14 protein-coding genes and 1 pseudogene are annotated in these 18,132 nt (G+C 41.5%); 8 read left to right on the plus strand and 7 right to left on the minus strand.

Translation table 11 applies throughout. The features are described from left to right. Positions 1-38: 38 nt before the first annotated feature. Positions 39-734: a hypothetical protein gene (locus R7093_RS01865; protein WP_318146474.1), complete on the minus strand. Its 696-nt coding sequence runs from the start codon at positions 732-734 to the stop codon at positions 39-41. 776 nt (positions 735-1,510) lie between these two features. Between R7093_RS01865 and R7093_RS01870 the strand changes: the two genes are divergently transcribed. The 3 genes from R7093_RS01870 (at position 1,511) to R7093_RS01880 (ending at position 3,364) form a co-directional block, all read left to right on the plus strand. After that, on the plus strand, positions 1,511-1,726 hold the full coding sequence (locus R7093_RS01870; protein WP_069497429.1) for a hypothetical protein: 216 nt from the start codon (positions 1,511-1,513) through the stop codon (positions 1,724-1,726). 790 nt (positions 1,727-2,516) lie between these two features. Beyond that, positions 2,517-3,059: a hypothetical protein gene (locus R7093_RS01875; protein WP_318112001.1), complete on the plus strand. Its 543-nt coding sequence runs from the start codon at positions 2,517-2,519 to the stop codon at positions 3,057-3,059. Next, positions 3,056-3,364 (plus strand): hypothetical protein, encoded by a 309-nt coding sequence (locus tag R7093_RS01880; RefSeq protein ID WP_262641475.1) that lies wholly within the window; start codon positions 3,056-3,058, stop codon positions 3,362-3,364. Before R7093_RS01875 ends, R7093_RS01880 begins: the two co-directional genes overlap by 4 nt. A gap of 379 nt (positions 3,365-3,743) precedes the next feature. Here R7093_RS01880 and R7093_RS01885 read toward each other — a convergent pair whose 3' ends face one another. The 4 genes from R7093_RS01885 to R7093_RS01900 all read right to left on the minus strand — a co-directional run bounded on the left by R7093_RS01885 (position 3,744) and on the right by R7093_RS01900 (position 7,370). Then, positions 3,744-4,796: a hypothetical protein gene (locus R7093_RS01885; protein ID WP_318146475.1), complete on the minus strand. Its 1,053-nt coding sequence runs from the start codon at positions 4,794-4,796 to the stop codon at positions 3,744-3,746. 267 nt (positions 4,797-5,063) lie between these two features. After that, positions 5,064-5,600: a hypothetical protein gene (locus R7093_RS01890; RefSeq protein WP_318111998.1), complete on the minus strand. Its 537-nt coding sequence runs from the start codon at positions 5,598-5,600 to the stop codon at positions 5,064-5,066. Between the two features lie 133 nt (positions 5,601-5,733). Further along, positions 5,734-6,090, minus strand: coding sequence for a hypothetical protein (locus R7093_RS01895; protein ID WP_318111996.1), 357 nt, complete (start codon positions 6,088-6,090; stop codon positions 5,734-5,736). A gap of 473 nt (positions 6,091-6,563) precedes the next feature. Beyond that, entirely contained in the window at positions 6,564-7,370 is an 807-nt protein-coding gene (locus R7093_RS01900; protein WP_318111995.1) for an HNH endonuclease, read from the minus strand. 303 nt (positions 7,371-7,673) lie between these two features. Here R7093_RS01900 and R7093_RS01905 point away from each other — a divergent pair, with 303 nt between their 5' ends. Further along, positions 7,674-8,387, plus strand: coding sequence for a hypothetical protein (locus R7093_RS01905; protein ID WP_318111994.1), 714 nt, complete (start codon positions 7,674-7,676; stop codon positions 8,385-8,387). 399 nt (positions 8,388-8,786) lie between these two features. Here R7093_RS01905 and R7093_RS01910 read toward each other — a convergent pair whose 3' ends face one another. Together R7093_RS01910 and R7093_RS01920 are read right to left on the minus strand one after the other, a co-directional pair. Next, positions 8,787-9,551, minus strand: a complete 765-nt coding sequence (locus tag R7093_RS01910; protein WP_318111993.1) for a hypothetical protein — start codon at positions 9,549-9,551, stop codon at positions 8,787-8,789. A gap of 216 nt (positions 9,552-9,767) precedes the next feature. Then, positions 9,768-10,100: pseudogene (locus R7093_RS01920) on the minus strand (integrase); the annotation flags it as partial. 109 nt (positions 10,101-10,209) lie between these two features. On the opposite strand from R7093_RS01920, the gene R7093_RS01925 reads away from it, so the two are divergent. The 4 genes from R7093_RS01925 to R7093_RS01940 all read left to right on the plus strand — a co-directional run bounded on the left by R7093_RS01925 (position 10,210) and on the right by R7093_RS01940 (position 17,728). Next, positions 10,210-11,913 carry a class I SAM-dependent DNA methyltransferase gene (locus R7093_RS01925; RefSeq protein ID WP_318146476.1) on the plus strand — a complete coding sequence of 568 codons (1,704 nt, stop codon included), beginning with the start codon at positions 10,210-10,212 and terminating at the stop codon, positions 11,911-11,913. Beyond that, a complete protein-coding gene (locus R7093_RS01930; protein WP_318111991.1) occupies positions 11,903-13,255 on the plus strand; it encodes a restriction endonuclease subunit S in 1,353 nt (450 codons plus the stop codon). Before R7093_RS01925 ends, R7093_RS01930 begins: the two co-directional genes overlap by 11 nt. A 64-nt stretch (positions 13,256-13,319) precedes the next feature. Beyond that, positions 13,320-14,507 carry a PD-(D/E)XK nuclease family protein gene (locus R7093_RS01935; protein WP_318111990.1) on the plus strand — a complete coding sequence of 396 codons (1,188 nt, stop codon included), beginning with the start codon at positions 13,320-13,322 and terminating at the stop codon, positions 14,505-14,507. Then, a complete protein-coding gene (locus R7093_RS01940) occupies positions 14,504-17,728 on the plus strand; it encodes a type I restriction endonuclease subunit R (RefSeq protein WP_318111989.1) in 3,225 nt (1,074 codons plus the stop codon). Before R7093_RS01935 ends, R7093_RS01940 begins: the two co-directional genes overlap by 4 nt. Positions 17,729-18,132 lie beyond the last annotated feature (404 nt).

The raw sequence follows: 18,132 nt of genomic DNA on the forward strand, positions 1-18,132 counted from the left end.
GAGAGTGAGTCAGGTAAGTCACTCTCCTTAAACATCAGCTATGCACGACGTTCGGAACTGAAATAGTCATACAATAAATCAAGTGGCGTATGCCCCGCATGTTCTAACACTCTAGCTCGCAGCATTCCCTCTGTGCAATCGGCTAACTCATCCCAATCTGGATTGGAACTCAGAAACAACTCTCCACAACTGTCAGGAGTGTTTTTGTTCCAGATTTCCTCAATCTGATATTCGAGGTCACCATTAAAATCTAAATTATCTTCCAGATCTTCAACAAAATTATCCCATTCATTCAAGGTCATCCATATGCCATCTGTACCATGAACATTAAGAGCATAAAACTCAAAATCTGGAATATATGGTGATGATTTTGATAGGAATGGAGTATTTAATACTATGCCATCAGGATCAACGGCAGCACTTAACTGCTGGTCAGAGCCACAGAATACATCACATTTTAGGAGTCTAGAATAACGCGCGTTGCTTGCTAACTCGTCACTTAGTCCTGCAAATTTGAGCGCCTCAATTAGCTCTTCAGTCCTGATCAGTGCCGACTCTTGTTTTTGCATGGACTGGTAACAATTGAATCCAGCGTTTCTAGCAAGTTGCTGAAATCCTTGATTTAGAGAACATCGCCTATTTTCTAGTGGGATAGTACGAAATTCCGTCTTAAAAAGATCAGATAGAATCTTGGTCGATACCTCAGAGAAAGAGGCATATGCATTGGTTAACATAATCACCTTATAGCTGGCTAATTTACCGAACGCGTCTGATTTTGTTGATACGGCATACCCCAGCATGGATTCATTATTACCAAATAGGTACCCTCATTTTTACAGCAGACGCACCATTGCCATGAGTGGCAAACATGAGTATACAGAATCAGATAAAAATGACAACATATTGTTTTATAGGGTAAAAATAATACTTTTATTTATATTAGTGCATACGATTATGAATAAAAAATAACGAAGTAAATTTATTTACACAGTAGGACTATATTATCGAATAGGAGGTAATTTATGAGGGTTTTATATATAAACGCTTTTTCTCTCTTATACTCAGAGCGTTATATCAATAACAATGAATCAGTTCGCAATGCATACCGATCCGGTCACTATAAAACCACCCTAGATGTCATGGAGTCGATACCACACGATACCCTGTCAGCAAAATTGCTAGAAAGAGCAGCCCTATCGGTAGGAATGTTAATTTATCCAGTAGAGCCTAGAGGAGCCCGAGACCTGCTTATCAATATGCAGATATTCAATAAGGCATCCATAGCGCCCGATATCGACTGGACTGGTGTATTGCGAATGGGGAGCAACAACCATATTGCACGCATACGAAAACACGTTGAGATAGCTCGTGTCAGTGAGTGGCGCAGTTGTGGAGATTTGTTTTATTGGGAATTGAATCATCTTCGAAACCTCCATCTAAAAAGCCCATCGAATAAGGGGGTAACACCACAACTATTACGTCAAATCCGAGCTATCGAACAGGTAAAGTTATGAATGATGATAAACAACAAGAAGAATTTGAAGAAGGCTCCATCAGATTTATGCAAACAATCCTACAGGAGAAGGCGCTAGCCTCTGTGATTATGGGCGAGAACGGCAATGTCGTAGTACAGTATTGCGATAGCATTACCGTGTACAAGCAGGACAACTCTGCGGATCTGGCTGCTAAGTTACTGAAGCTAGTAGCAGAAGCTCAATGCAATTAGAGCTTTGGGAAAACAAAATCAACAGCCTCATGCTTGTTATCACGCACATGAGGCCAATGATGTACCGAACTAGTTTAGTTTAGAGCACAATAATCTAAATAATCAAGAAAACAATTTATCAAATGATGAGAAACGGTGTTCAGCTCAAAAGCTGTTATTTTTTGTTAAGGATGCTTATATATTAATCAATAGAGAGTTTGGTTAACAATTAAATACTGGATTAAAAAATGATCAGCGAAAGGCAAGATTCATGCTAACTATGAAGAACGCTTGGATAACGTGGCTAAAGGTGGCCGTACCCTTAACCTCAAAACTATCAATCCAAGACCTTGAGATCAGAATTAGTATTTAGCTCATCATTCCAGATCGGAATTTGTATTTCACCCGCGCTCTTAGATCGGAATTAGCATTAATCTATCCCTTCTAACTCAGAATTAGCATCTAACAACCCAGTTATAAAGCGGAGTTAGCACCTAGCCCGTAATTGATGTACCGAAAGTAACCAATATATTGGAATAGCTGACAACAAGTATTTTAATGACAAAGATCACACTTTAGACTGAAGAAAAAACACACAAAAAGCATAAAATCAATGAGTTGAAATCAACTCGCGACTTGTATGCCATTATTTTGCCACTTCCCATACCTACTAATCTCTGTGACTATCGCTTCAGTACCAGTGAGTAATTGATAAGAATTACGTTGACATTGCTGAACCATTATTCGACATAGCTGAGAAAGTGAGCGTAAGTATTACAACCAAATACTTCCGCACAGTGAAGAAATCACCATGAGTTATAAAAAAATGGAACATTACGAAAAAATTATCATCAAGGGTTTGCTTGGCGGTGGCAGTACGAACGAGGCTTTTTCAAGCCGTTTAATTCAGGGCACTGGAATTGAGAAAGTCGAAAGTGTGAGCGAAATGTGGGCTTACCTCGAAGGTCAACTTCAGCAGAAAGTCATTGATGTGATTGAGTCAGTTTTTTGTGAGGAAATTGATACTAACAATCTAATCAAAGGATTGGTTAAGCATGTTGCGCAGCGGGGTGCCCTTGCTGAATATTATGCATTAGATCTCTCGGAGCGTAGCCAATTTACCGAAGACGAAGAACGTGAAAAAATAATGGAATTATTCGAAGCGAAGAAAAAAATCTGGGAAGAAAAAGAAAAAACGTTCAATGCACATGACTATTACAACGCAGAACCAGAGCCAGACTGTGTAACGTGTCGCGAGTGCCGTACTGATTTTTACGATTACACAAGCGATGCGCGTAGCATTTGGGACACTGGAGCCTGCCTTCGTTGCTACATAAAGGGTGAAGTTCAATGAGCAAAAGCATTAGAAAGTGGGTAGCGATACCAGATCGCCACGATGAATACTTCGACGGTAATTTCAATGAACTTGACGGGTATTATAAAGACGATAGCTCCATGAAAAATATTTATTGCTCTTACAAAGTGAATGATGGTGACGTTGTTTTTTGCGACCATTGCGACACGGAAGTAATCGAAACTGATAGTTGGGCGGACGCTGCAGTTTGTCTTGGTAGTGGTGAGGTTGTCGAAGATGCTTGGGCGGGTTCTAGGTATCACTGCCCTGCTTGCGATACAGTCGGTTACTGGTATCCATCTTGATCGAAAGCTGTCGAATTTGTAACCTTTGGATGCAACCCACAGATATTACGTGTGTGGGTTCATAAGTATCCAGCACGATACAAGCGCTAACATAAACTCCTGTTAAATATTGTTTTTCGACTCACCTTAAAATCTGGGTGAACGCTTTCGCTCACCCTAAATTTACTGAAAGTCTATTTAATGAAAAAAACACATTGGCAACACTCATTGAACTCGCTATCAATGAGAACGTGTCCTCTTTTCTCTTAATCGGTGTGTAGTCTTACTCAGGGACAAAAGCGCCTTAGAGTCTGTAGCCTAAATGTTTATATTTCGAATGTGCTGCCTTAGGGGATAAAGCAGCCCCCGTACAAAGTTCGAAAGCTGCTTTTGCCATTAACTAGTAGTTATGTTGGTTGAAAAACTTTTGAGCTTCTGTCTTCGCTTTCTGCTCCAATTCTTTGCTTACTTTAGGAAGAGATATGCCTGCATAAAGGATGAATACTGGCCCATAATCTTCATCATTATCAGCAATCGATTGGGTCGGGTAATAACCATAAAGGTTGGCTAGCTCGTTCAAAAAAACGAGTTTATATTGTTCACTTTCTTTTGAGGAATGTTCGTATTTTTCCATGAGATTAAGAATAGCTGCTGTATTTCCGCTAAATGCAAGCAATTCCTCATATTGAGTGTCACTATAGACTTCATAAGCAAACTCAATTGCTGGGTAGTAACCTTGTTTAGCCAACTCTCGAATTACCTCTACGTCATCAGTGTTTTCAGCGAGTTGCATCATTGCTTCTTTACTTCCTAGCTCAGCCGCTCTTTTTAGTAGTGATAGATACTCGGATTGAACAGATAGTTTTTCTTCGTATTCTTTTGCAAAGCGGAGAGCGCCCCCTTCCAAGACTTCGCCAGAAATGTACTTCTTATACCAGTAGTCCTCGTGCGGGCCTGCATTATCGTCTATTTCAATCCCATCGAAGTGATGAACAGCATATGAATACGCAGCGGCTGCATTACCTTCATGGCTCAATTTTTCAACTAGTTTCTCACCTAAACTATCTACCATCCATGGTTCGATCTCATTCCAACTGTAGAACTTACAGTTCTTTAGAAACAGGTTATTACGTATATGTAGAAGGACTTGCTCTTCTAATCTTGCATCTGCTAGTACAGCTTTAGACAGCCTTCTAAGGCGATGTCGAACGTTTTTTTCGTTGGTGAATAATAATGGTGTTTCATTGTGTTGGTTAAATTCATCGTCATAAAAATCTGCTTGTCGGCTATCAAGGTCATACTTAGATAGCACGAAACCAGCCTTAATCAAGCTAGCCGCAGATTTAAATCCATAAAAAGATGCAACCACTTCTCTGGATTGACCTAATTTAAGATCCGGTAAGTAATTTTTTAATGATTGATGAAAGGCATGTACGAGTTGCTTATCTAACATGATTAATGCTCCGACTTTTAGATCGACTCCGGGCGCACGTTTAAACCTTTTGAGTCGATATTAATCAGCCAAAGGTCATTAAATTAATTCATTAATAGATAATCATTTATTGAAATGTCTGTTTTTACTCATACGCAAGTAAGGCGGACGCCCCATTACAAGAGTACTCTTCGAATGGGGGATGTCAACAGTCCATAATCAAGACTTAGAAGTGGCCTATAGGGATTTCTATCGTTCCTCAGGGACAAAAGCGCCTTAGTTCATTCATTACTGGTGCCCTTGCCAAAACTCTTCAATTTCCCATAGCGCGCGGCTGCCCATTACTTCTCTGATTGATTGGATCACTTGTTCATATTGATCTGAGGAAAATTTAGACCACTTTGCAAGCTCAGCCTCTTTCCAGCGAGACTTCAGTCCTCCGGTATTGCTTCGGCGTAAAGCTTTCAACAACACGGCATCTATGGGAGGGTGCAAGTCGGCGACCTTTACGTGCGAATCATATCCCCCGCAAACCAAAGCCGATTTTAAGTACATGTTGATTAATTTGGCTGCGACCCCATGAGTAAAAGTCAACCCTATTTTACTCGCTTCAGCAATAAGCTGTTCACGCCATTGGCGGTGCTGTTTATTGATGTCTTCTCTTGCTGGTAGTTTATCTGGATCGTCAACCAGTGTGTCTAGACCTATAGACTCGATAAGTTGCTTACCTTGTTCTACCGTAAACCTAGCCCCTTTAACACTTGACGCTCTAGAAGCTGCCCATGCAGAGAAGCGATGTTTATGTTCAGTTACTGTATATATCATTGATTTAGTTTACTCTATTGGCAATTATTCCTAAGTAGTTGAGTTTCATGCTTTTCACAGTAGAGGCATGTCTAAAAACTTAGGTTTACTAGTGGTTAACCTCTAATTTAGAAATTGGTGTAATAAAGTGTGATCAAGATTTATATGCTGGGTTGTTGTGTGCTCCTTGAGCCACAACAAGTAAAAATAATAATCCCCATGAAGTAATAACAAATATTGAGACTTTTTTATGCTTTGACCAATTGGTGAAAAATAACGTCACAAGACCAACCACAAGACTACCAATGCCCCAAATGATCAAAGCTGCCCCAAATGCGCTCCCCAATATTTCTGCCAATGCTCCAATTGGGTTGGATACTGTGCTAGAGCTAAAAAAAACCAAACAAGTGATATATTGTCCTACTATGTGCCTAGTTAACCTTAACCAAGGTTTGGTTGACTTACGACTGTCTAAACCTGAATCATTTACTTCTTGAGCTTCATTATTCATTAACTCGCCTCGAATAGATAAAGTATATTTTTTTACATATGCAATTAATGTCAACTAGACGCAATATATTATATATCTAAACACATATGAATGTTGTGTAGCGCACTATTTTTAGAGTTTAGTATGAAAGCTGGAGGTTATGTATTCAGGTCAGCGCCCAGAATCCAGTGGTTGGGCATGAAGTAACAGAGTCCACTTCCTCAATAGAACAATGAGTAGGTAAACGTAAATACGGAATTATGCAGTAGCATAACAAACTAGTGCTCAACTCCGTTCCACTAATGCGGAAGCACGAGCTAAGGCAGCGGGATGACCATTGGCATAAGTTTGCTATACGGTGTTCGGTTTTACGGCTAACATTGGGACAAAAGCGAGCTGGCTAGACTGCACTCCTCACTAAGCAATCTATTCATGGTACAAACGCAGAATTTCAGCCAAGCTCTGGGACAAAAGCAATTTAGTACTAGCCGAAGCTAAACACGTTTTTGGTGTGCTTTATATGTTGATCTCAGTTTCTCAATCGACATTGCAGGCTTTTGGGTATGAACCATTGCGTGACAGTTAGGGCAAAGAGGAATGAGGTCTTGGATCGGATCAATAGTGTGTTCTCCGTTCCGAGAAGCAAGATCGATTCTATGATGGACATGTATATAATTCTTTCCAATTTCTCCATATTCTTGTTCAAAGTTTATAAGGCACACTTGGCAGGTGTAACCATAATGTGCCAAGCATTTACTTCTAGCTACCTTGTCTCGCTCGATTGCCGTTGAAGTTACTGAGTAGCGTCTGCCTTCCTTGTGAATAATGTCTTCTGATTCCTTAGTGCCGTTACACTTTGCAAGAGTCCACCTAATATTTTCACCTTCAGCAACTCCTGCTCCTGATGCTTGCCAGAGTTGTTCCGGGTTAATGTCCGTTAAAGCTGCTTGGCGTTGATGTGCATAACCTAAAATAGAGTTTACGTTGTCGTAAAAATAAGGGCCAGTCACCTCAAATACATACCTTCTTTTTCTATTCGCTGTAACAATTATTTGGTCACCAATTTCCACTTCTTTGAAGAAATTCCATAAACTTGGCCCTGCCATCATCGCATTGGAAACTGTAGAGCGGATATCTTGTAGTTTCGAAGATATTTCACGGCTATTTATAGGTTGCCATTCAGATAAATCACCGAGATCTGACCAACCAATGGCAATTAGACCGTTACTAATCATTTGTTCTAATGCTTTTTCCGCTTGTGCATGGTGTGCAACTAATCTCCATATTTGCATTTGAGCCATCCCTTCAATCTTGAGCCGTTATCAAATGATATCATTGAAACCAGATCCAATAATGATCGAGAACGTAATCTCGTAAAGGTGTCACAAGGGATTAGTAGATTTCTGCTCACTGCGGGACAAAAGCTAGTTAGTGAAGCCGTACCCATTTTTAATTTTTATTTGAGCGTTGTAACCTGATTGCCTAAGCTAAATATTCTAACTTCATAAGGCATGGAGGCGTCGATTTTGACAATATTTCTTATTGTTACATTGTTTATGCTGATTTTAGCGTGGATATGTTCACGCTGTAACTGGTCAAAATCTGTGATTCAACAAGCAGAACGGTTTGACGTTTGGTTAGTGATAATTGGTATAGCCATGTTTTATTATGCGGATACCGAAAAACGGAGTGCTTACGTCCACAATACAAAAAAAGACATACTCAATTATCAAATTCAGCAATACAAAGAACGCATTCAACATATAGAGCTTGTACTTTCTGAATACAGTCAATTCAAGCGTTCAGGATTGAAATTAACTGATTTAAGTCAACTTTTGAGAGACAATAAGCAAGCTTTCTTAAGTGCTACAGCAGGAGTACCCCAAGCCCCCGATATGCCAAAACAATTCTACTCAAAAGAATTTGTTTCTGAGTACATTGCCAGTGAACAGGGATGGGAAATTATTTGTACTGCACTAGGTTTTAACAACCCTGTACCGGAGGACTATTATAATTTTTCAAGAGATATGTATTGTCAGCTTGAGCCTGAAGGGACGCTGAAATCGTCCTTTTTAGCACAAGCCAAATCAGATCGAATTAGGCTCGTGGAACTTCATACTGAACTATCCGATTGGGAGCCTTATGACGCAGAATCTGAAATGGTACTTCAAGGAATTATTCTCTTGGCTTGGCCATACATTTTGATGTTTGCTGCTCAATTAAAATTGTTTCTCCTATGGCACAGTGCAAAAAACAAACGTAGTCATGTGGAGTTGAATGGGTCTACATATATAGTGCGAGTTAAGGAAAAGGGTTAAAGCATGCTCTGGGCACCTAAAAAAAATGGTCATCGCCTATACTTTGGGATCAAAGCAAGTTCGGACACTAGTAATACCTTCTTACTGGTGTCCTTGGCAACATTCTTCAATTTCCCATAACGCGCGGCTGCCCATGATTAATTGAATCACTTGTTCATCTTGAACTGAGGAAAACTTAGACCATTTAGCAAGCTAAGGCGCTTTCCAACGAGACTTTAGTCCTCCGATATTACTTCGGCGCAAAGCTTTCAACAACACTGCATCTATGGGAAGGTGCAAGTTGGCGACCTTTACGTGCGAATCATATCCCCAGCAAAACAAAGCCAATTTTAAGTACATGTTGATAAATTTGGCTGCGACCCCATGAGCAACAGTTAAAAGGAACATTGCAAACTCTATTTATCTATCACTATTTTCTGAGTTACAAGTACATTTTTTAGGTTTTACTTGATTAGGTTGTGTAGGCAAAGCTTTCAACTCTAGAGGTACAGGTAGAAGAGTCATAAGCCAACCTTTCACTAGCACTTTCGCTGCTTCTAACCCCCTTTCACATACTTTACATTGCGCCTTTAACCTTTCACAATCAGCCTTACGTAAATGACATGCTAGATCCAATACGTCGCAATTGTATGTACAATCTCGATTGCAATCACTACCGCAAATCCTACCAACAACTAAGCTCCAAACTCTATCAAAGGCGCAATTAATATCTAACCCACAATCATTAAGTATGTTTATAGCCTCTTCCTTGATATCATCAAGAACATCACCTAAGGACAATATAGAAAGCTCTCTTTCGGGATTAGTAAACTTTGATACGAAGTCTGAAACCTTGATGGGGCTAGTACTTCTAACTACTGCAACACAATCCTTGTCTAATTCAAACTTAGCTAGTTCAACCTCAGAGCCATCATTAATAACACTAACTATAGTGGTATGTTTACAGGCTCTATTTGGAACGGATAAAACAATGTTCGAATCCATTTGAATATGATGTTCACCATTTATCGAAAGCCCCTTAACAAGAATTGATGTAGAGTCTACATCGCTATCATCTTTAACAGGTAGCCCTAAGATACCATCTTGAGATTCTAAAGCATGTTTAATCTGACCGCTCATCAGAGACTTCATGTCAATAGACATAGATTCTAAATTATTTGGCATATGCAATACCCTTACTCATAAAGTTGTAACGTATATAGAATAGACCACTTAGCGGAAGTTCACACAAAATTTAGTCGACCATAGCGTGCGGAACAACATGGGTGGGAAAGGCTGCTGGATCGGTAATGTTTTCATCGAGCGATTATGCAGAAGTCAGAAATATGAGGAGAAATAATCAAGGCTTAGGTGGCCTATTTGGATTTCTAGCTTTCCTCAAGGGAACACGTAGTCGCTTGGTGTCAGACCATTCAGGATTATCCATTGAGACAAGGTTTGTTGGGTCTTAGGCGTGATCTCGAAGTGCACTTCTTGATGGGTTTTCTGTTGCTTCACAATAGCTCGTGACATCACACACCCACTTCGGCTGACATCTTGCACCTTAAGGTTACGCAGGTCACAAGACCTCAGCTTGCTATCAATGGCAAGATTAAACAGCGCCAACTCAAACAAGCGCTCTTCAAGCTCTAAGCGAATTCGAATCCGCCAAATGTCTTCCAATTTGAACGCTTTCTTCTGTCCAACTCTTTTTCCTTTATTCCAAGCAGCCATAATGTGCTCCTTACTTCATAAAAATCCTTGTTAAGTAAGGCAGAACTCAAGGAAGTTTGCTTAGTTACTGGTATCATAAGGTAAATTTTTCGAATTCAAGAAATCAGCAATGAACGAACAAGAACAACTATTCCTGAAAGAGCTAGAAAGCAAGCTCTGGACAGCCGCAGACAAACTCCGTGCGTCACTCGATGCCTCCCAATACAAACATGCTGTGCTGGGCTTAATATTCGTTAAATACGTGTCTGACGCCTTCACGCTTCGCCAAGAAGAACTAAAACAAGACTTTGCTAACCCTGATCACGAGTACTTCCTCGATCCTGAAGGTTACACGGCTGACGAACTTGAACAAGAAATCGCTATCGAACTGGAACAGCGCGATTACTACAAAGAGAAAAACGTGTTTTGGTTGCCTACTGAATCTCGATGGAAGTTCCTGCAAGACAATGGCCCGATGGTCATTGGTGGTGCGGACTTGGTTATTGATGGTAAGACGAAGAAAATCACTTCCGTTGGTCACCTGATTGATAATGCGTTGGAAGGCATTGAGCGCGACAACCAGAAGCTAAAAGGTGTACTCAACAAGCACTACGCCTCACTAAAGATTGATCAGGCAAAACTGAATGAGCTGATTAACCTAATCGCGACCATTCCGTTTAATCATAAGTCGCTCAACAGCAAAGATATTCTTGGTCATATTTACGAATACTTCTTAGGCCAATTTGCGCTTGCTGAAGGTAAGAAAGGCGGCCAGTTCTATACGCCTGCATCAATTGTTTCGCTGATTGTTGAGATGATTGAGCCGTTTGAAGGCCGTGTGTATGACCCTGCAATGGGTTCGGGCGGTTTCTTCGTGCAATCAGAGAAGTTTATTGAGCGCCGTGCTAACCAAAAAGAGATTGACCCGCTCACGCAAAAACAAAGAATCTCGATTTACGGTCAGGAATACAACTACACCACATGGCAGCTTGCTGCGATGAATATGGCAATCCGTGGCTTGGATTACGATTTCGGTAAAGAGCCTGCCAGTACCTACACCAATGATCAACACCCTGATTTACGTGCCGATTTCATCATGGCTAACCCTCCTTTCAACATGAAAGAGTGGAATACAGGTGTCGATGATAACGATCCTCGCTGGGTATACGGCACTCCACCATCAGGTAATGCCAACTTTGCTTGGATACAGCATATGCTCTACCACCTTGCACCAGATGGTTCTCAAGCCTTACTTCTTGCTAATGGTTCGATGAGTTCAACCACTAACAACGAAGGCGAAATTCGTGCGACCTTGGTCGAGAACGATTTGGTCGAGTGTATGGTTGCGCTTCCGGGGCAACTGTTTACCAACACCCAGATCCCTGCCTGTATCTGGTTCTTAACCAAAAACAAGAAAGCACGTACCGATAAATCAGGTCGTAAGCTGCGTGACCGTAAAGGTGAAGTGTTATTTATTGATGCGCGCAACCTTGGCTATATGAAAGACCGTGTACTACGTGATTTTACTGGTGATGATATTCAGAAAGTCGCTGACCTTTACCACTCTTGGAAAACAGGTGAAGAAGTTAATGGCGTAGCATATGAAGACCAAGCAGGCTTCTGCAAATCCGTAACTTTGGAAGAGATTAAGAAACACGATTTTGTATTGACTCCGGGGCGATACGTTGGTGCTACAGAAGAGCTAGATGATGGCATTCCATTTGGTGAAAAAATGGCCGCGCTAACCGCTAAACTGAGTGAGCAGTTTGCTGAATCAGCAATGTTAGAAGCCGAGATTAAGAAGAATTTAGCGGAGTTAGGTTATGGCATCTAAAAGTAAGTTTTCATTGCCCCCAAACTTACCGAAGTTACCTGAAGGCTGGTCTTGGAAGGCGCTTGGTGAGTTAGTAAATGACGAAAGAAGTATTTGTTACGGTATTGTTCAGCCCGGAAAGCATGATGAAAATGGCGTACAGATGGTCAACTCTGGGGATATTCTTGATGGATTAAGGGGGCATGAAATTTCGTTCAAGGTTGCTCGGAGTATTCATGAGAAATTTAAACGTTCAACCTTGAAAGGCGGAGAAATCTTGTTAACACTTGTCGGCGCGAATTTTGGAAACGTTTCTATAGCACCAGATGATTATGCAGGATTTAATTGTTCAAGGCCTGTGGGTGTTATTCCCGTACAGTCTGACGCAGAATATATAAGTATTGCCATGCAAACCCCGTTAGTTCGGTACTATTTGAATTCATGGGTAAATACAACAGCTCAACCAACACTCAACCTAAGTGATGTTGCAAACTTGCCAATAGCATGGGCAGATAAGCAGGCTAGGGATTTAGTTGTAAATCACATCAGTGGTGTATCTAAGAAAATAAATGTTAATACTCAGATTAATCATACCCTTGAACAAATGGCGCAAGCCATCTTCAAGTCGTGGTTTGTCGATTTCGATCCAATCAAAGCTAAAATGAATGGCGAGCAACCAGAGGGTATGGATGCGGCTACTGCCTCGCTATTCCCCGAAAAGTTCGTTGAGAGTGAATTAGGTTTGATACCTGAAGGTTGGGATGCTGGAACGGTAGGAAGTGTCACAGCCGCTAAAGGTGGTTATGCGTTTAAAAGCAAACAGTTTGTGGATGAAGGCAACCCCGTTATTAAGATTAAAAATATTACTTCTGCTGGTACTGTAACTACGTCTGATTGCCAGTGTGTCGATGATGATATAGCTAAAACCGCCTCTCGCTTTAAGTTATCTGATGGTGATCTACTCATGGCAATGACAGGTGCTACTGTCGGTAAAAGTGGTATTTATGTCTCTGATGGACGCGATGGTTATTTAAATCAGCGAGTTGCGCGATTTGAATCAAAGGTAGATAGCACACAACCATGTTGGTTTACATACAACCTAGTGAACAAAGATTCTATTTTTGAGCAAATAGTTGGGGCAGCCCAAGGTAGTGCTCAACCAAATATTAGTTCAAAGGGTATTGAACAGGTCAAAACTGTGATTCCCACATTTGATTTGATTAGTAAGTATCAAGAATTAGTTGCTCCTTTGTATGCCAAATGGATATCTAATTTTAGGGAGAATAGCCAACTATCAGAGCTACGTGACACCCTGCTTCCTAAATTGCTTTCCGGCGAAATCGAGTTAGGAGAGCAGAGCTAAAAATAAACATAATAACAGCCTCAGACTTCATTATAAGTACTGGGGCATCATGGGATAAGAGAAAATGGAAAGTTTACTTGTTAACGTCAGTAAATATGCATCAAGCCATCAAACGTCTCCTATAGAAAACTTTATAACTGAGGCTTTTGCTTGGTTACTACGTAATGACTCCGCAGTTAGGGATGCTATGGCTACCTTTGTACACATGAAGGGAAAGGAGCAAGGTCTGCATCTTCCACTTATTGGCAATTCTAATTATTTAGATACTCAAGTCAATTTTGGTGGCAAATACCCAGATATGCTTTGGTACTCTAAAGATCAAACATTCTGTATTGTATTTGAACATAAGATTTGGTCTGAACTTCACGAGGGCCAACTCAATAATTATCGTAAATATGCAGAGGAAAAGCTCGGTAAAGCCTATGTTCTCGTCTTGATTACTGCGCATAGAGGGCAACATAGACAAAATCCTGATCTGGCTTTGTGTTGGTATCAAATTGCAGGTCAGATTGAAAAAATTAGTAGTGGTGATGAAAAAGACAAATGGATAAGGGACGAATTCATTAATTTGTTGAAGAGCAATGGATTAATCAATATGTCACCGATTAACCCTCTCTCCATTTCTTATTACAACGATGCTAAAAAGTTAGATAAACAGCTTTTCGATATTGCACAAAGAACGGCTAACGACGAATGGCCAATTCAGAAATTAGATGGCGACATTTCATACAATAGACCTGCATTGCAACGCAAAGTAGGTGTTAATGAACGATATGGCAAGTATGACGCATGGGGGCGTATTGGTTTAGAGTTTAATAATGTTGCTAAAGAGTATGAAGAAGGGGGATGGAGTCCGGGAATTTTCTGTGGCTTTCTTATTGAGGGAGAGGATCATGGAATGAACAGCCTTATGCCGAACGAACCATTAGCAGTCTTGATTATGGATATTGATAAGCCTCTACATGCCGTAATTGAAACTAGTGCTCATTATAAAACACTGGTTAGTGGACTTACTCCGCCAATGGGGTGGTATTTAAGTGACCGAATTACTGAGAACAAGAACGAAAATCCATGGCACCCGCTCGTTTTTTACCGCACCCTCTCTGATTTTATTGGCAATGCGGTAACGCTTGAACAGCAAAGTGAGACCTTCTTTAAGCAGATGAGCGAACTTCAGCAAGTACTTCTTAATTGCGATTCATTTGTTCTCTTTTGCAAAGAAATGCATCTCCGGCATGAGGAAAATGTATGATCACAGAAGACCAGCTAGAACAACAATGCCTTGATTGGTTTAAAGAGCTTGGCTACCAATACAAAAATGGCTATGACATCGCACCGGATGGCGACACACCCGAGCGTGAAAACTATCAGCAGGTCACGCTACAAGCACGTTTAGTGTCAGCATTAGAAACGTTGAATCCTACTGTACCCAGTGACACCTTAATCGAAGTAGCGAAAACCGTTGCCACGCCGCAAACGCCTGTACTGATTAAAAACAACAAACTCTTTCACCAATATTTAATCGAAGGTGTACCTGTTGAATACTCGGTAATGGAGCAAGAACAATGGGTGAGCAAGCATACTCATGTTCGCTTAATTGATTTTGAGAACCATGAGAATAACGAATTCTTAGTGGTCAATCAGTTCACCATTACAGGCACCAAGGTCAATCGCAGGCCTGATGTCGTGGCATTTATCAATGGCTTGCCTTTGGCAGTGATAGAACTGAAAAACCCTGCCGATGACCACTCCGATATTTGGAACGCTTACAATCAAATCCAAACTTACAAAGAAGAAATCGCTGATCTCTTTGTGTTCAATGAAGCGCTGGTCATTTCTGATGGCTGGACGGCGCGAGTCGGCTCGTTAACGGCTAATAAAGAGCGCTTTTTGCCATGGAAAACCATCGAGGACGAAGACGATAAGCCGTTACTCGAATTCCAATTAGAGACCATGGTGCGTGGCTTCTTTAAGCCTGAACTGTTGCTCGATTATATTCGTTACTTTGTGTTGTTCGAAAATGATGGCGACAAGATCATCAAAAAAATCGCAGGTTATCACCAATTCCATGCCGTCCGAGCTGCTGTTAAGGCAACCGTCACGGCTGCCACAACGTCTGACCAAATTACTGAGCCACGGGCAAATTACGCCAATACCGTGGTGCCCGGAAGTAAAAAAGCGGGCGTGGTTTGGCATACTCAGGGAAGTGGAAAAAGCATTTCGATGGTCTGTTACGCAAGTAAATTGTTGCAACAACCAGAAATGAATAACCCAACCTTAGTAGTGGTGACTGACCGTAATGACCTAGATGGCCAGCTATTTAACACCTTTACGATGGCGCAAGAAACGCTAAAACAGATTCCTCAGCAGGCAGAAGACCGTGACTCATTGCGCGATTTACTTCTTAATCGTCAGTCCGGTGGCATCATCTTCACTACTGTACAGAAGTTTGCTTTACTCGACGAAGAAATGGCGCATCCTACCCTTTCTGAACGCTCGAATATCGTGGTGGTGTCCGATGAGGCACACCGTAGCCAGTATGGCAACAAAGCTCGCCTAGTAGATGTTAAAGACGAAGATGGCAATGTGATTGATCAGCGTTATGTTTATGGTTACTCCAAATACATGCGTGACGCGCTGCCAAATGCCGCTTTTATTGGTTTTACAGGTACACCGATATCGATGGACGATAAAGATACTCGCGGTGTCTTTGGTGATTATGTTTCTATCTACGATATTCAAGACGCGGTCGATGACGGCGCGACAGTGCCGATTTATTATGAATCTCGCTTAGCCAAGCTCGATATTAATCAAGATGAAATCGAAGCACTTAACGATCAGGTCGAAGAGGAAATTGGCGAAGACGAAGAAACGGAAAGTCGCGAGAAAATAAAATCACAGTGGTCAGCACTTGAGAAACTAGTTGGTGCGGAGCCGCGAATAAAACAAGTTGCCCAAGATTTGGTAGAGCATTTTACGACTCGTTGTGAAACCTTTCCGGGCAAGGCAATGATCGTTGCCATGAGCCGCGAGATTTGTGTGGATTTATACGATGCCATTGTGGCTATCAAACCCGAATGGCATAGCGATGATCCAAACAAAGGCGCGATCAAAATTGTTATGACAGGCAGCGCCGCTGATAAAGCAAAAATGCAGCCTCATATCCATGATAAGAAGACCAAGAAGCTTTTCGAGAAACGCTACAAGGATACCGATGACGAATTGCAACTGGTGATTGTGCGAGATATGTGGTTAACAGGTTTTGATGCGCCTTGCTGTCATACCATGTATATCGACAAGCCAATGAAAGGCCATAACCTGATGCAGGCGATAGCGCGTGTGAATCGTGTGTTTAAGGATAAGCCCGGAGGTTTAGTGGTTGACTATATTGGTATTGCCAATGAGCTTAAAAACGCACTTAAGACCTATACCAACAGTCAAGGGAAAGGTCAGCCTACCGTCGACACCGCCGAAGCTTTCGCTGTCTTCATGGAAAAAATAGACGTGATTCGCGGCATGTTTGCCACTCCCGTCGATGGTGATGTATTAAACTATCGTCCAGATTTTGAAACCAAACCACTGCAACTGCTTCCGGGAGCCGTGAACCATATATCTGGTCTCTCACACCGCAACAGCAAAGGCGAAGAAGTTCGTGATGGCAAACGCCGTTTTCTTGATGTCATGGCAGCGCTTATGAAAGCCTTCTCTCTGTGTAATACCTTGGATGAAGTGGACGGCTATAAGAGCGAAATTGCGTTTTATGGAGCGATTAAAACAGCATTCCTAAAACATTCTACGGTTGACAAAAAACGCAGCGACGAACTACGCAACTCTGCTTTGCGCCAGATCCTCAACAATGCAATTGTGGCAGATGGAGTCGATGACATATTCAAAACCGTTGGCTTAGATAAGCCCAATATTGGCTTGCTCTCTCCTGAGTTTTTGGAAGATGTCGCCAATATGAAAGAGAAGAATTTAGCCGTAGAACTGCTAGAAAAGCTGCTGCGCGACGAAGTGAAAGCAAGAATGAAAAACGATGTAGTGCAGGAAAAGAAATATTCCGACCGTATTATGTCGACTTTGCAGAAATATCATAATCGCAACATTGAAACCGCGCAGGTGATTGAAGAGTTGATCCAGTGGGCTAAAGAGATGCAGGCTGACGCTGAGATGATGGAAAAGCTGGGGCTTTCCACTGATGAAATTGCGTTTTACCGTGCATTGGTCACGAACGAGGCTTCCGTGCGAACGTTAGGCGATGACAACCTACGCCAACTAGCCATTGAACTCACTCACCAACTGCGTAAGTCCGCTACTGTAGATTGGCAGAAACGAGAAAGCGTGCGTGCACGGATGCGTAACCTTGTGCGTCGTTTACTGCGTCGCTGGAAATACCCACCTGATGCGGCTGAAGAGGCGATTAAGCTGGTTCTGGATCAAGCAGAAGTATTGGCTGATGGATGGTATAAGTAACTAAAAAGGCATGGGTTTTCCCTTGCCTTTTTATATAGCCTAATTTAGACATCACTCAGGAATTGTTTAAGCCGCTGAATTTTTCACTAGTGAAAATTCTGCCATCTCACGGTATATCTCAGAGAAACTGTTAAGCCATCGACTTTTTCACTAGTGAAAATTCTGCCATCTCGCGATACACCTCAGCGAAATCGTTAAACCATCGACTTTTTCACTAGTGAAAATTCTGCCATCTCGCGCTATATCTCAGCGAAACTGTTAAACCAGCGATTTTTTCACTAGTGAAAATTCTGACATCTCACGGTATATCTCAGAGAAACTGTTAAACCATCGACTTTTTCACTAGTGAAAATTCTGCCATCTCGCGATACACCTCAGCGAAATCGTTAAACCATCGACTTTTT

The organism is Vibrio sp. 1580, assembly GCF_033340055.1.